Source organism: Streptomyces sp. NPDC001903, assembly GCF_042891345.1.
Classification (GTDB): domain Bacteria; phylum Actinomycetota; class Actinomycetes; order Streptomycetales; family Streptomycetaceae; genus Streptomyces.
The window spans coordinates 182,964-197,543 of record NZ_JBIASZ010000003.1 but is presented as its reverse complement, the minus strand read 5'-3'; the positions used below and the strand labels follow the sequence as shown (position 1 = coordinate 197,543).

At 73.7% G+C, this 14,580-nt stretch carries 13 protein-coding genes; 1 reads left to right on the top strand and 12 read right to left on the bottom strand.

Going from position 1 to position 14,580, the window contains the following annotated elements; translation table 11 throughout:
• Nucleotides 1–30: 30 nt before the first annotated feature.
• The 7 genes from ACFYZS_RS07615 to ACFYZS_RS07585 all read right to left on the bottom strand — a co-directional run bounded on the left by ACFYZS_RS07615 (nt 31) and on the right by ACFYZS_RS07585 (nt 10,094).
• Complete coding sequence (locus ACFYZS_RS07615) at nt 31–1,602, bottom strand: hypothetical protein (RefSeq protein WP_389007833.1); 1,572 nt, start codon at nt 1,600–1,602, stop codon at nt 31–33.
• 62 nt (nt 1,603–1,664) lie between these two features.
• Complete coding sequence (locus ACFYZS_RS07610) at nt 1,665–3,173, bottom strand: serine/threonine-protein kinase (RefSeq protein ID WP_389008799.1); 1,509 nt, start codon at nt 3,171–3,173, stop codon at nt 1,665–1,667.
• A 14-nt stretch (nt 3,174–3,187) separates the two neighbouring features.
• Entirely contained in the window at nt 3,188–4,006 is an 819-nt protein-coding gene (locus ACFYZS_RS07605; RefSeq protein WP_389007831.1) for a serine/threonine protein kinase, read from the bottom strand.
• Nucleotides 4,007–4,117: 111 nt separating this feature from the next.
• The gene (locus tag ACFYZS_RS07600) at nt 4,118–6,154 is read right to left on the bottom strand and encodes a family 43 glycosylhydrolase (protein ID WP_389007829.1); all 2,037 of its coding nucleotides are present in this window, start codon (nt 6,152–6,154) and stop codon (nt 4,118–4,120) included.
• 20 nt (nt 6,155–6,174) lie between these two features.
• The gene (locus ACFYZS_RS07595) at nt 6,175–7,683 is read right to left on the bottom strand and encodes a hypothetical protein (RefSeq protein WP_389007828.1); all 1,509 of its coding nucleotides are present in this window, start codon (nt 7,681–7,683) and stop codon (nt 6,175–6,177) included.
• 46 nt (nt 7,684–7,729) lie between these two features.
• Nucleotides 7,730–9,247 (bottom strand): peptidoglycan DD-metalloendopeptidase family protein, encoded by a 1,518-nt coding sequence (locus tag ACFYZS_RS07590; RefSeq protein ID WP_389007826.1) that lies wholly within the window; start codon nt 9,245–9,247, stop codon nt 7,730–7,732.
• A gap of 187 nt (nt 9,248–9,434) precedes the next feature.
• Nucleotides 9,435–10,094: a TetR/AcrR family transcriptional regulator gene (locus ACFYZS_RS07585; RefSeq protein ID WP_389007824.1), complete on the bottom strand. Its 660-nt coding sequence runs from the start codon at nt 10,092–10,094 to the stop codon at nt 9,435–9,437.
• Between the two features lie 173 nt (nt 10,095–10,267).
• On the opposite strand from ACFYZS_RS07585, the gene ACFYZS_RS07580 reads away from it, so the two are divergent.
• Complete coding sequence (locus ACFYZS_RS07580; RefSeq protein WP_389007822.1) at nt 10,268–11,299, top strand: medium chain dehydrogenase/reductase family protein; 1,032 nt, start codon at nt 10,268–10,270, stop codon at nt 11,297–11,299.
• Between the two features lie 62 nt (nt 11,300–11,361).
• Here ACFYZS_RS07580 and ACFYZS_RS07575 read toward each other — a convergent pair whose 3' ends face one another.
• The 5 genes from ACFYZS_RS07575 to ACFYZS_RS07555 all read right to left on the bottom strand — a co-directional run bounded on the left by ACFYZS_RS07575 (nt 11,362) and on the right by ACFYZS_RS07555 (nt 14,504).
• Nucleotides 11,362–11,835: a MarR family winged helix-turn-helix transcriptional regulator gene (locus ACFYZS_RS07575; protein WP_389007821.1), complete on the bottom strand. Its 474-nt coding sequence runs from the start codon at nt 11,833–11,835 to the stop codon at nt 11,362–11,364.
• Between the two features lie 88 nt (nt 11,836–11,923).
• Nucleotides 11,924–12,895: an arylamine N-acetyltransferase gene (locus tag ACFYZS_RS07570; RefSeq protein ID WP_389007819.1), complete on the bottom strand. Its 972-nt coding sequence runs from the start codon at nt 12,893–12,895 to the stop codon at nt 11,924–11,926.
• A gap of 84 nt (nt 12,896–12,979) precedes the next feature.
• Entirely contained in the window at nt 12,980–13,378 is a 399-nt protein-coding gene (locus ACFYZS_RS07565) for a VOC family protein (protein ID WP_389007817.1), read from the bottom strand.
• An 82-nt stretch (nt 13,379–13,460) separates the two neighbouring features.
• A complete protein-coding gene (locus tag ACFYZS_RS07560; RefSeq protein WP_389007815.1) occupies nt 13,461–13,883 on the bottom strand; it encodes a GNAT family N-acetyltransferase in 423 nt (140 codons plus the stop codon).
• A gap of 90 nt (nt 13,884–13,973) precedes the next feature.
• Complete coding sequence (locus ACFYZS_RS07555) at nt 13,974–14,504, bottom strand: flavin reductase family protein (RefSeq protein WP_389007813.1); 531 nt, start codon at nt 14,502–14,504, stop codon at nt 13,974–13,976.
• Between the last annotated feature and the right edge of the window lie 76 nt (nt 14,505–14,580).

The following is a 14,580-nucleotide window of genomic DNA, read 5'->3' as shown; positions in this document are numbered from 1 at the left end:
GGCGGGACCGCGCGGGTCCCGCCCCCGTTGCTAACCGCCGCCCTTGAGCCGGCGGACGACCTCGTCGGACACGCGCTTTTGGAGCTCGGCGAGCTGCTCCGGGGTGTACGCGGAGAGATCGCCGGGGTCCTTGGCGCCGCCCGGGCTCTGGCCCGACTGCTGCTGTTTCTGCTTCTCCTGTTCCCGGCGCCGGAGTTCCTGTTCCTCCGGCGATCCGGGCGCCGCGTACGCACACTTGATGAGGGCCCCGTCGGCGGCCTTCAGGCAGGTCGCCTCGCGCCCGCCCACCTGGCCCCGGCCCTCCACGCGGTAGCGGATGTTCTGCGCGCTGCCGACGGTGGCGGTCCACGTGCTGCCGCCCGTCGGCACCACCTCGAACACCTGGTCGTCGTTGTAGCAGCAGACGTCCCGGTACTCGGCCTTGATCAGCGCGACGAGCGCCTGCGGTGAGGACCAGGTGGGATCGAGCCGGTGGACGGTCATCGGGGCGAGCCCGCGGCCCTGGTGGCTGGTCGGTACGGTCGAGACGGCCACCACCGAACTGGCCTCCCCCTGGGGGGTGAGGGGGGTGACGTACGCACTGTGCCCGCTCGTGTCGCGGTACTTGAGGGTGAACTCCGACTCGTTGCCCGCGTTCGCCCCGTCCTCGGACGCGTCCCAGCCGCTGCGCTCGAACCACCAGTCGCTGAAGCTGCCGACGGCGGCGGTCCCCTCCCGCTGCCGGGCCGCGAGACTGAGCGGATAGGAGGGGCCGGGCACCTTCGCCGTGTCGGTGGTGATGGTGAGCTTCCCGGTCCGCCCGTCGTAGAGCGCGACTCCGGCGGGCCGTTCGGTCACCACCAGGAGCCCGGTCTGGCGTTTGAGGGGGACGACCACGGTCGGGGTGTCGCCCTTGCAGGTCACGTACGCGTCGTCGGAGTCGAAGCGCACCCAGCGCTGCAGGGCCGAGATCTTCCGGCCGAGGTTGTGGCCGAACCAGCCGCCGATCCGCGCGTCGGCCTTGTCGATGTCGAACGAACAGCGCTGCTGGGAGCGGCTGTTGCCGCCGAGCGGGACGTCCTGCTCGAGGCCGACCTCGTACCCGGAGAGCCAGCCGCGCCGCTCGACGAGGGTCGCGAACCGGTCCGAGTCGGGCAGGTAGGTGATGTCGGAGATCTCGCCGGTGACGTCGCCCAGGTGCGGCGCCGCCTGCGCCTTCCCGACCACGTAGGGCGCGCGGGCCGCCAGTTCGGGCACCGGCGCGCTCACGATCTGCACGTTCTGCATGTACTCCCGGTCCTGGAGGTACGACCCGTACACCAGCCACCAGATCCCGAGGCCCAGCCCGAGGACGGCGCCCAGCCATCCGAGGACCACCCCCGCGCTCCCGCCGCCCGCGCCGCCGCCGCGACGGCGCCGGACGAGCCGCACCGCCAGCCCCACCAGCAGGAGGAACGCGATGAGCAGCAGCGGCGCGGCCAGCCAGGACAGGAGCTTGCGGCCCTCCCAGACGATGATCGTGGTGGCGTACGAGGCCCACCAGAAGAACAGCCCTGCCAGAAGGACGGGTATGCCCACCCACCATGCCCGCGAGGCCTGTGATGCCCGCGCTGTCTGCCCCATGTGACCGCCCCCCGACGTCGGTCCGCCCCATTCTGTACCGGTCGCCGGGAGTTGTCAGCACCTCAAGGGCTTCGGGTCACCGGGGCGGCCGTGGAGGGCGCGGTGGCCGTGGGGGCCGTGGCCGTGGGGGCCGGGCATCCGGGGAGCGGCGGGCGGTCCTTCGTGCGCACCGCCGGCAGCCAGGCGACGGCACTCGTCTCCGCTCCCGGGTCCGCACTCGGCAGGCGGACCCGGAACCAGTGCGTGGACCGTGTGTCCGACTCGTCGATGACCACCTCCCCGCGCAGCAGTTGGCAGTCGGCGTCGAGGACGTCGTCGTGCCAGACCCGGGTCGGCACGACGTTCCCGGCGGTGTACGGCCGCATCGGGTCGATCGCCAGGCCCAGACTGCACCGCGGATCCCGGTCCGTGCGCTCCCGGCAGGCCTTCTCGGCGTTGAACACCCGCACGTGCAGGGGTGGTTCGGTGCTTGCGGCCTGCCAGCCGGGGCCTCCCTCGCGCCCGGCGTGACCGGCGTACGACCAGATCGCGCAGCCGACCGCCCCGCACGCGGCGAGGGCGAGGAGGGCGATCCGCGCCGCCCGCCGGATCCGGCCCGTCCGGCTCCGGGGGACGGCCGGGCCCGCCTGCCGGGCCGTGATCCGCTCCAGCAGGCTCTCGGCGGTGTGCGGGGCGCGCGCGGCATGCGTCGGGGCGAGGCAGTCGGCGGCGAGCGCACGCCAGAACTCCGGTACCCCGTGGGCCATGCGCAGGGGCGCGCGCCCCGCCGCGTACTCCTGCACGGCGGCGCCCCGCGCCACCGGCGTGGCCCCGGAGAACAGCGGGGCGCCCGAGGCGAACACCTCGTGGATCACGATGCCCAGGGCCCAGATGTCGGCGCTCGGGCGGATCTCCACGCCCAGCTCCCCCAGCGGGGCGCGCCAGCGCTCGGGCGGGAGGTAGTCCAGGGTGCCCATCGGCGGCCCGTGCCCGTGCGTACCGGTGGTCAGCTCGGCGGCGAGCCCGAAGTCCGAGAGCTTGACGCGACCGTCCGCGCCGATGAGGACGTTCTCGGGTTTGAGGTCGGCGTGCACCCAGCCGGAGCCGTGCAGATGGGCCAGTCCTTCGCAGATCCCGGCGATCAGCCGGGCGCCCTCGGCCTCGGTGATCCCCGCGTCGAGCAGGTCGCGCAGGCTTCCCTCGGCCCGCTCCATGACCAGGACGATCGCTCCGTCCAGCGCCGGGTGGTCGGGGGCGCTGAGGACGGTGCTGTCCAGCAGCCGGACGAGCCTCGGGTGCCCTGCCCGTACCCCGATCTCGACCTCGCGCCGGGCCGCCTCGGCCACGCCGCGGGCCTGGCGCGGTGCGAGTCCGGCGGTCGGCATGATCTTGAGGGCGACCTCGCGGAGCTCCGCAGCCGGCCCCGGTCCGCGGGCCCCGGCCCGCCGTCCCGCGTACACCGTGGCCCAGCCCCCGGCCCCGATGGGCTCGGTGACCACCCAGTCGCCCACCCGGTGCCCCGCGGGCAGCAGTTCCGTACCGCCGCTGTCCCACGAGGTGCCCGGACCGCCCGGGGCACCCGGACCCTCCATCCGCATCACGTCGCCTACCGCCCCCGCGCGCCCGCTTCGGTCCTGGTGGGGAGCAGCGCGAGGTGCTCCTCCCGTACGATGCCGAACTTCAGGGCGAGCCCGACGACCGCGTCCCGCTTGCCGTTGCGGCGGTCCGCGGTACCGCTCCCGCCCGCCGCGCCGGCTTCGGGCGCGCCGGCCGCGGCGCCGATCCGCAGTTTCTCGTCGGCGAGGTAGTCGATGTGGGAGCTGACCGCGCGCGCCGTCAGCCTGCCGCCGGTGGCGTGGCCGCGCAGCCGCTCGACGACCTGCGGGGTGGTGGGCACCGCGACCGGCGACCGGTCGCGCAGCCAGGGTTCGCAGAGGGCGACGAGCACGAGGAAGTACGTGGCCGTCTCGTCCAGGGAGTACGCCGTGACGGTGCGGCTCGCCCAGGAACCGCCCGCGCCGGGCGGGTCCAGGTACACGTGGTCGGGCGCGAACACCTGGAAGGAGACGGTGGTGCCGCGGCGCGTGGGCAGCACCACGCGGGAGAATTCGAACGGGATCGGAGCGCCGGCCCGGCGCGGCGAGACCCGCAGGTACTCGCCGGCCCCTTCCGGGTTCTCCACGAGATAGGTCTGCGTGGTGCTGTGGTTGGTCAGCTGCCAGTGGTCGTCGGTGACCCGGATCTCCCCGGCCAGCCGGGAGATCGCCTCGTCGGCGAGCCGCAGTTCGACCGGGGTCGTCGACGAGCCGCGCCCGAACCGCGCGACCTCCCCCGGCCCGAGCCGCAACGTCACCGCACCGCCGCCCGGATCCCCGTCGGCGGCGCCGCCGCTCCCCTGCGGCAGATGGACGACTATGCCGCTCACCACTCCCCCTGTACGACGTGCCGACAAGACGTCGTACAGGGAACGTTACCGGCTGGGAGCCCCGCCGCAGGGTGGCTCACCGGCCAATTCCGGGGGCCCGCGAGCAGGGCCTCAGTACCCGGGCGAGCCCGCCGGGAGCGGCGCGACCAGGCGTTCCCCGAAGGCGTTCCACGGTCCCCAGCCGCCGCTGGGCCGCTCTTGGACGCGGGCGCGGATCCGGCCATCGGCGGTGACGGCGAAGACGTGGATCCGGCCGGTGGAGTCGGCGGCGGCCGTGGGAGCGGCGGCGAGCGGGGTTCCGGACTCGCCGAACTCCTCCGCCTGAGCCCAGCTCCCGCCGGTGTCGGCGTACCAGCGGTGGCCGAGCGGGGCTCCGCCGGGCGACAGGGCGAAGGCCTCCAGCCGGCCGTCGGCGCCGGGGACGAGCAGCGGGGCCGCGGCCGACCAGCCGAACAGGTGCTGCCAGTCGCCCCAGCCGCCGCCGGGTACGGTCTGGCGCCGGTGGAACGCGGCCAGGCCGGTGGGGGCGATGGCGGCGACGGTGAGCCTGCCCGCGCCGTCCCGGGCCGCGCGCGGCGCGCCGCCGGCCGCCGTGCCGAACTCCTGCCATGCCGGGGCCCAGGCTCCGCCCGGGGCCTCCTGCCACCGGTGGTGGATCGCGGCGCCGCCCGGCGCGAGGGCGAACACCTCCAGCCGGCCGTCGGCGTTGGCGGCGACGGCCGGGGGTGCGCCGACCGGTCCGCCGAACTGCCCGTCCCACGCGTCCCAGGCCGGCGAGCCGGGCGACCTCTGCCGCCGTCGCGCGAGGGAGCTGCCGCCCGGGGCCGGCGCGAAGACCTCCAGCCGTCCGTCGCCGCCGCGGGCGACGGCGGGGGCGGCTCCCGCCGGACCGCCGAACTCCTCCCAGTCGTACCAGCCGCCGTCGGGCCGCTGCACCCGGTGGTGCAGGTTGACTCCGCCCGGGGCGAGGGAGAACACCTCCAGCCGTCCGTCGGCGTTGCGCCCGAGGGTGGGGACGGCCCCGGCCGGTCCGCCGAAGCCCTCCCACGGCGACCACGCGTCGGACTGCGGGTCGAGCTGGACGCGCCGCAGCATGGTGCGGTCGCCGGCGTCGAGCGCGAACACGGTCAGCCGGCCGGCCGCGTCGAGTCCGGCGACCGGGTTGTCCATGCTCTGCCAGGGCGGCGGTGCGTCGTCCCGCCACAGCAGGGGCGCCACGTACAGGCCCCGGCCGAACCAGCCCGCGGCGCTCGCGTACCACTCCTGCCCGTCGCAGACCACCTCGACGGCGTGGCCGGGGACATGGCCCGCGTAGCCGTCCTGGCCGAAGCGGAACGGGTCCCTGGACGCGAACACGTCGGTGCCCTCGTAGCCGCCGCGCGGTCCGATGAAGAGGTGGTACCAGCCGTCCCGTTCGACCACGCACGGCGATTCGGTGACCGATGGCGTCGCGTCGGTGCCGGCGTCGGTGAAGGCGGTCTGCGGCGCGCTCCAGTGCACCAGGTCGGCGGAGCGCCGTACGGCCACGATGTGCCGGCCGTGCGGCGCGGACAGCTCGGTGTAGTACATCACCCACTCGTCGGCGATCCGCAGCACCATCGGATCGCGGGCGGCGATCCCCCGGAAGAGGGGGCCGGTCGGGAGACGGGTCCAGGTGAACAGATCGGTGGACGTCGCGAGGTTGATCGCGGCGCCGCCGCTGCCGCCGGCGGCGTAGAACATCCAGAACGTCCCGCCCGCCTCGACGACGTACGGGGCCCACAGGTGCTCCTCGCCGAAGTAGGACCGGTCGACGGTCAGCGCGTCGGCGTGCGCGGTCCACGGCCCGTACGGATCCGGGGCGCAGGCGTGGGCGAACGCGACCTCGGCCGCGCTGTCCGGGGACTCACCCGGCCGTGCGCTGTCGCCGACGATGGCGAACAGGTGCCACCGCCCGTCCGCCTTGATCAGCGCGTGGTCGTTGAGGTAGCGCTGCCGGCCGGGGACGGACGGATCGTGGACGTGGGTGAAGGGCCCGGCGCCGATCCACCGGTGCGGCGGGTCGTCCGCGGCGGTGGCGGCGCCGGCCTGGGCGGGCAGCGCGAGCACGCCCGCCGCGGCCGCGGCCGCGGCGCCCCGCAACAGGTGCCGCCTGCTGATCGGTTGCACGGACTCCACCTCTCGCCCTGTCAACTGATGCCGGGCCCGGCCGAGTTGCCGACCCACGTCCATTCGGACCAGGTGGAGAATCCGGTCTGCCATTTGTGGAACACGCCCGCGCCGCTCGTGCCGAAGACCTCGATGCGCCCGTCGGCATTGGCGGCCGCGGTGATCTCGGTCCCGCCGCCGCCGAACTCGGCCCACTGGCCGTACGGGGCGTTGACCGCGGTCTGCCAGGCCTGCTGGGCCACGCTGTGGTTGACGGCGAAGACCTCGACCCGGCCGTCGGGCGCGCGTTCGCTGGTGAGCTGCGAGTCGGCCGGTCCCCCGGCGGGCTCCCACGGCGACCAACCGGTGGCATTCGTCTGGTACTTGTGGAAGACGCCGGCGGGGCCGGAGGCGAGGACCTCCAGGCGGCCGTCCTGGTTGTGGTCAACGGTCAGGTCGCGGCCGCCGCCGCCGAACTCCTCCCAGGCCGACCAGCCGCCGTTGACGGCCGTCTGGTACAGGTGCCGGAAGGTGTCCCCGTTCAGGGCGAAGACCTCCAGGCGCCCGTCGAGGGACTTCTCCATCTCGATCCGGCTGTCGGCCGGACCGCCGCCGGCGGACTCCCACCCGGACCAGCCGCCGCTCGGCGCGGTCTGGTACCGGTGGAACACCCCGACCGGACCGGAGGCGAACACCTCCAGGCGCCCGTCGCCGTTCGCGCCGACCGCGATGTCCTTGCCTCCCCCGCCGAAGGACTCCCAGCCGGACCAGCCGCCCGAGGGCTGGAGCTGGTAGCGGTGGGAGAAGGTGTTGCCGTTGATGGCGAACAGCTCCAGCCGCCCGTCGGCGTTGGGGCCGATCGCCAGCTCCGCACCGCCCGGGCCGCCGAGGGCCTCCCAGTCGGACCACGCGCCGTTCACCGTGTTCTGCCAGGCGTGGTGGATGCCGTCGGCCCCGGCCGCGAAGACCTCCAGCCGGCCGTCGGCCGACCGGGCCGACACCACCCGGCCCGACTCCGCCGGATAGGTCAGCGGGCCCGGTCCGGGTTCGTGGTGGCCGAGCCGGTCGACCGCGGCCCGGGCCTCGTCCATGTGCCGCCAGTGCACCCCCGCGTTGTACGTGGACCAGGGCTGCCAGTTCGTACCCCCGGCGGAGATCTTGAAGGCGGCGTTCGCGTTGCACTGGGCATCGTAGGCGCAGGCGTCATCGACCTCGGGGTGCCAGTAGTCGTTGATCTGCCACAGACCGCGGTCCCTGGAGGGGGGCGTGTTGTTCTGGACGTTGGTCGCCGACGGGTTGCAGCTGGACTCCGCGAGGGCGACGGCGACGGCGGTCACCAGGCCGTCGCCCCGGAAGCCCGCGTTGTAGCCGGTCTGCGCGCACACGTCGCTCGACGCGGCGGCCGCGGGCGAGGCCCCGGCGACCGGGCCCGCCGCGCCGAGCAGCACGGCCAGCGCCGGTGCGGCCAGGCGGCGGGCGGCGCGGCGGGTTGCGCGGCGGCGCGGTGACGGCGTCGTTCCGGTCGGTAAGGAGCGCCGGGTTCTGGACAACTGCTTCCCCCTTCGGGCGTGCCGGGCACAAGACGGTGGGGCCGGGTCAGTTGACGGCGGGACCGGCGGTGTTGGTCACCCACGCCCACGCGGACCAGGTGGAGAATCCGGTCTGCCATTTGTGGAACACGCCCGCGCCGCTCGTGCCGAAGACCTCGATGCGCCCGTCGGCATTGGCGGCCGCGGTGATCTCGGTCCCGCCGCCGCCGAACTCGGCCCACTGGCTGTACGGGGCGTTGAGGCCCGTCTGCCAGGTCTGCATGGCCACGGTGTCGTTGATGGCGAAGACCTCGACCCGGCCGTCGGCGGTGCGTTGGCTGGTCAGCTGCGAGTCGGCGGGCCCTGCGGAGGGCTCCCACCCCGACCAACCGGTGGGACCGGTCTGGTACTTGTGGAAGACGCCCGCCGGGCCGGAGGCGAAGACCTCCAGCCGTCCGTCGGCGTTGTGGTCGACGGTGAGATCACGACCGCCGCCGCCGAACTCCTCCCAGGAGGACCAGCCGCCGTTGACGGCGGTCTGGTACTGGTGCCGGAAGGTGTCCCCGTTGATCGCGAACACCTCCAGCCGGCCGTCCGGGGACTTCTCCATCTCGATCCGGCCCTGCGCCGGCCCGCCGCCGGTCGGCTCCCACTCGGACCAGCCGCCGCCGGCCGCCGTCTGGTACCGGTGGAAGATCCCGACCGGACCGGACGCGAACACCTCGATCCGCCCGTCGGCGTTCGTACCGGCGGCGATGTCACGGCCGCCACCGCCGAACGCCTCCCAGCCCGACCACCCGGCGGAGGGCGCGGTCTGGTAGCGGTGCTGGAAGGTGTTGCCGTTGATGGCGAGCAGTTCGAGCCGGCCGTCCGCGTTGGGAGCGATGGCCAGTTCGGCGTTGCCGGGGCCGCCCAGGGCTTCCCAGGCGGACCAGTCGCCGTTGGCGGCGGTCTGCCAGGCGTGGTGCACGCCGTCGGCGGCCGCCGCGAACACCTCCAGCCGGCCGTCGGCCGACCGCGCCGACACCACCCGGCCCGACTCCACCGGATGCACCACCGGCGCGGGTCCGGGGCCGGGGCCCTGGCCCGGGGTGCAGGGCATGGCCACCCCGCGTTCCGCGAGGTACGGAATGGGGTCGGTGCGGACGCTCGCGTTCGGGTCGCCCCAGATCCGCAGGTGGAGGTGGGGGCCGCTGGACTGGCCCTCGCTGCCCATGAGCGCGATCCGCTGCCCGGCCGTGACGTGGTCGCCGACGGCGACGTCCCGCTGCCGCATGTGCCCGTACTCGGAAATCGTCCCGTCGGGGTGCAGGATGCGGATCCACTGGCCGTAGTCGGACACGTACCCCGAGACGATCACCTCCCCGTCGCCCACGGCGTGGATGGGGGTGTCGTAGTCGTTCGCGATGTCTATGCCGTTGTGCTCTTGGCTGTAGACCTGGGATATCCAACCGGACGTCGGGCACGAGGCGGCGAAGCCGGCGGGCCGGGCGGCCGCCGTGGACGGGGCCACGAGCGAGGGCAGTACGGCGGCTGCCGCCGCCAGGACCAGCCCCCACGCGCGTCGCGAAACACCGGGAATCACGTGACGTTCCTCCCCCTGGGTCGTCGAGCCGGGACGTACGGGAACGTAGCAACGGCCCGGGACCGGGGGATCCGGAACATTCCGGAATGACACGCGGGCGCGGCTCGGGTAGGGCCCGAGGCCCCCGGGCCCGCACCCGGCCGGTGGTCGGGGTGTCAGCGCGTCAGGTTGTCGGAACGTCAGGCCGTCAGCGCGTCAGGCTGTCGACCTCGGCCGCGTAGAGCCGCGCGGGGTCCAGGCCCATGCCCGTGAAATGGCCCGCCAGTTCGAGGGAGAGCACGCCGTGCAGGCGGCTCCAGAAGGCCAGTGCCAGGCGCAGGGCGGACGGCGGGGCGTCGGGGTGGCCGCCGGCCCACTCCCGGTGGCCGGCCAGGTGCTGCTCGAAGTCCCCGTCCCCCTCCCCCGGTTCGGCGGCCACGCAGGCGTCGAGCAGGACGGACATCATCTCGGCGGTGATCGCGGTGGTGTCCTGCGGCGCGTGGTAGCCCGGCACCGGGGTGCCGTAGACGAGGAAGTAGCGGTGCGGGTCCTCCAGGGCCCAGCGGCGCAGCACCTGCGCCAGTGCGGCGAGGCCGGGCCGGTCCGCTCCCCCGTCGCCGGCGGCGGCGAAGGCGTCGGCGAGGCTGCGGTACGCGTCCCGGACGAGCTCGGTGATCAGCTCGTCGCGGTTGGCGAAGTACCGGTACAGCGCCGGTCCGCTCATGCCCATCTGCTTGGCGATCGCGTTGAGGGACAGCGCGGAGGCGCCGGAGCCGGCGATCTGCTGCCAGGCCTTCTCCTTGACCTCCTCGCGGACCTGCTGCCGGTACCGCTCGCGAGGGGTCTCCGTACGTCCGGTCGTGCCCATGCCCGCCACCTCTCATCGCCCGTACTCAAGTAGTTAGAAGCTATCACTATCGGCAATCCCCATCACGAACGGATGGACCGCACGCTTGACATCGTCGATACACCAGCTCATTCTAGTTATAGCTTCTAACGAACACGAGAAGCCGAAACAGCAAACCCCTTCTGGAGGCCGTGGTGAACACCGTCGAGCGCGTGGAGATCGTCCTGCCGGGCAAGGTCGAGCCCGAGGGCCTGGAGCTGCACCGGGGCCCGGTGCCGGCGCCCGCGGCCGGGCAGGTGGTCATCGCGATGGAGGCGACGGGAGTCTCCTTCGCCGAGCAGCAGATGCGCCGCGGCCGGTACTACGACCAGCCCCCGTTCCCCTTCGTCCCCGGATACGACCTGGTCGGGACGGTGCAGGCGGTGGGTGAAGGCGTCGGCTCGGAGCTCCTCGGGCGGCGGGTGGCGGCCCTGACGAAGACCGGAGGGTGGGCGAGCCACGTCGCGCTCGACGCCGCCGACGTGGTCGAGGTGCCCGACGGAGTCGGCGCGGTGGACGCCGAGACGGCGGTCGTGAACGGCATCACCGCCTGGCAGATGCTCCACCGCAAGGCCCGCGTGCGCGCCGGCCAGACCGTACTGGTCCACGGCGCCAACGGCGGCGTCGGCTCGGTCCTCGTCCAGCTGGCGCTCGCCGCGGGGGCCGAGGTGATCGGCACCGCCTCCACCCGCCACCACGACGGACTGCGCGCACTCGGGGTGACGCCCCTCGACTACCGCTCCGGCAACGTCTCCGCACGGGTACGGTCGCTCGCCCCCCACGGGGTGGACGCGGTCTTCGACCACGTCGGCGGCGAGGGCATCGTCGATTCCTGGCGGCTGCTGGCTACCGGCGGCACCCTCGTCTCGTACGGCACCGCCGCCACCCGCGACGACCAGGGCTCCGGCTCGCTGCCGGTGCTGAAGCTGCTGGGCAGGGTGTGGCTGTGGAACGCGCTGCCCAACGGCCGCCGCGCGTACTTCTACAACGTGTGGGCCGGCCGCGCCTACGCCAAGAACCGCTTCCGGGCGCGGCTGCGCTCCGACCTGACCCAGGTGTTCACCGCCCTGCGGCGCGGCGAGATCACGGCCAAGGTGGCCGCGGAGATCCCGCTGGCCCGGGCCGCGGAGGCGATGCGCCTGGCGGAGTCGGGCACGGTCTCCGGAAAGGTGGTCCTGGTCCCGTGACCCGGCCCCCGAGCCCCCGCCCCCGCGGCCCGTTTCGGGCACGGGGACGGGGGCGGCGGCGTTCACCCGGGGGTCGTCACGTCGGCCGCGGCCAGCCGCTCCAGCAGCTCGACGGCCCTCTCCACCTCCGCCAGCCGGTCCGGGGGGACCAGCCGGTCGATGGCGCGCGCGAGGTAGGCCGCGCGACCCCACAGCAGCTTGTCGATCAGCTTGGTGGCGGCGGGATCCGCGCTCATCAGCTTCCGGCGGCCGTCGTGCGGATCGGGCTCGCCGTGCACCAGCCCGGCGGCCCTCAGGACCGCCAGGCTCTGCGCGATGGACTGCGGGCTGACGCGCTCCAGCGAAGCGAGCCGGGCCGCGGTGACCGGGCCCTCCCGTACGACGCTCGCCAGGACGGCGAGCTGCGTGACGGTCAGGCCGCTCGCGTCGTGCCCCGATTCGGCCCGCAGCCGGGCGCGCAGCCGCTTGACCGCATCGTTGAGCCGCTGTGCGGCCACGGCGGAGGAGGACGCCTGCGGCCCGGGATGCGTGGTCATGGCTCCACCGTCGAACTCCGCAAGCAACCTTGCCAAGTTGCTTGTGCAGTTTCAACGGCCGAAGGCACCGAAGGCTCTGCTTCCGATCTCACCTGACCGGCGCCGCCCTCCTGCGTCCGGCGCGGTGCGCCCGCAGCTGCTGGATGGGCACCGTCGACGGCTGCACGGTCGTCGGGTACATCACGGCGGCCTGACGGGCCACGTACACACGGGCGATGAGCTCGTCGCGGTCCGTCTCCGGCACCTCCATGCCGAACAGGTCCCGCAGCAGGCCCGGGATCTCTTCCGGGGCGTACGTCTGCGCGGTGGCCGTGCCGTCGGGCAGGGTCCGGGTGAGGACGCTGCCGTCGAGGAAGACGTGTTCGTGCTCGCGCATCTGCTGGACGAGCAGCCGGCCCGCGAAGGGCGAACGCGGATGCGTGGACAGGAAGTGGTTGGCCACCATCCAGTCCTGCGGATAGCGCTGGTCGAGGGTGAAGGCGTGCAGGTCGTACCAGCCGTCGGCGCCCCGCGTCCGCATCGCGTACAGCCGGTCGCCCGTCTCGGTGGTCGAACCCTCCAGCCGGAAGCCCCAGCCGCTGAAGGAGGTCTCGGCGTCCTCCGCCAGCTCGATGGGCTCGATGGGGTTGCGGCCGAAGCCCGGGTCGCACACCCACACCTTGCCGGTCTCGGGGGTCTCGGCCGTCTCCACGCGCAGCATGGCGTGCGTGGCCGCACGGACCACCCCCTCGGAGCCGATGCGGACCCGCGAGGCGAGTCCCGTCACTCCGAAGCCGACGCGTTCGAGCACCGCCGCGAGCAGCACGGTGTGCTCGTAGCAGTAGCCGCCGCGACGTCCGTGGACCAACTTGTCCTGGATGTCCTGCAGTTCGAGGGAGATCGGTCGGCCGAGCACGATCTCGACGGTCTCGAAGGGGATCGAGGTGATGTGCGCACGCGTCAGCGCACGCAGAACGTCGAGGGTGGGCACGAGCTCGCCGTCATAGCCGGTACGCCGGAGGTAGGCATCCAGGTCTAGGCTGCCGCCCTGCCAGGCCGTGGCATCGTCGTTCGTCGTCATGCAGACATGGTGCATAGAAAACCGGTCATGGCCGGAGGGCCCGGGGAAGAGAACGTCACGTCCCCGGGAAACCTCGCGGCCGGATCAGGGCCAGGTGCGGGAGCAGAGCACCAGCCGGTAGCCGTCCGGGTCGGCGACGGTGACTCCGTACTCGTCCCAGTAGGGGTTGTGCGAGGCGACGCGCGTGCCGCCGTGCTCGACGAGCCTGCGGACGAGCTCCTCGTCGGGCGCCGCGCCCAGGTAGACGACGAAGAGGTCGTCCACGGTGGGGGCGGGCGGGATCGGGTTCTCGGGGTCGTGGGTGAGCTCGAAGTGCCAACCGCCCGCGGCCGGGCCGACCATGAGCAGGTCGTGGCCACCGGGCACGCGCTCGGTACTGCGCCACTGCACTTCCAGGCCGAGCCCGTCGACGTAGAACCGCTCGGCGGCCTTCAGGTCGAGGGAGGGGCGGGCGACACGGACATGGGTACGTGAATCGATCATGGGCAGAGGGTACGGGCGCACCCGTGCCCGGGCCAGAGGGCCCGGGCAGGGTGTGGCAGGTCGGTCCAGGGTCGGGGCCGGGTCAGTCCAGGGTCATGGAGACGTGGTGGGCATCGATGCGGAAGCCGTTGCGCAGGTAGGTCCGGTGGGCGGCGTGCCGCTGGTGGCCCGTGTCCAGGTGGAACTCCTCGCACCCCTCGTCCTTCGCGATGGACTTCAGGGCGGTGAGCATCCGGCTGCCCAGGCCGCGGCCGCGGACGGCCTCGTCGGCGACGAGGTCGTCCAGGTAGAGGATGCGGCCCGAGATCATCGTGTGCATGACGCGGAAGCCCGCGGCGACGCACACCTCGCCGTCCTCCTCCAGGTAGACGATCCGGTAGCCCTCCGCGGACTGCGTCCGCCAGCGCTCGGCGAAGCCGTCCTCGTCCAGGTGCGGGCGCAGCTGCGAGAAGACCGGCCAGCAGCGGCGTACGGCGCTCTCGTCCTCGGCAAAGATCACATCCATGTCCGAAGGGTCGCACGCCGCGGCGAACCGCCCGCCCGTGCGGGCGCGATCCGCCCTCTTTGCCGTCAGGTCCCGTGCCCGGGCCGGGAATCAGACCGGGTGGCCGGCCTCGATCTCCTTGACGTCGTCGTACCGCAGCAGAGCCGGCGCGGGTGAGGCCGGTGGGGAGGTCTCGGTGGGGGCCAGGACGAAGCCCACGTGGTCGCCGCCGTCGACCCGTGCCTCGATCCGGCCGACGAACCAGGCGCGGGCGCCGGTCAGCAGTGGAGTGCCGTCGGCGCCGGGCCGCCAGTCGATCCCCGCGAACTTGTCCACCTCGTCGCCCGTCTCTCCGCCGAACAGCTCGGCCAGCGACCGCTCGCCGCGGTCCAGTACGTGCACCGCCAGGTGCGAGGCGCCGCGGGCCACGCGGAAGGTGTGGTTGAGCCTGGAGAGCCAGACCACGAACCGCGGCGGCCGGATCGAGCACTGGGAGGCGAAGCCGACGAGGCAGCCGGACCGCTCGCCGGCGGCCGCCACCGTGACCACGTACACCGGGCCGTCCAGGACGTCGGCGAACGCGTCGAGCTCCGTCTCGGCCACCGCCGCTCCCTTGATCTGCGGATCTGCGCTTCTGCGCACCTGTCCTGCCGAGCAGGCGCCTACCCCGGCCACCGCCGCCCAACCCCGCCGACGCGGGCCGGGCCGACCCCGGCGG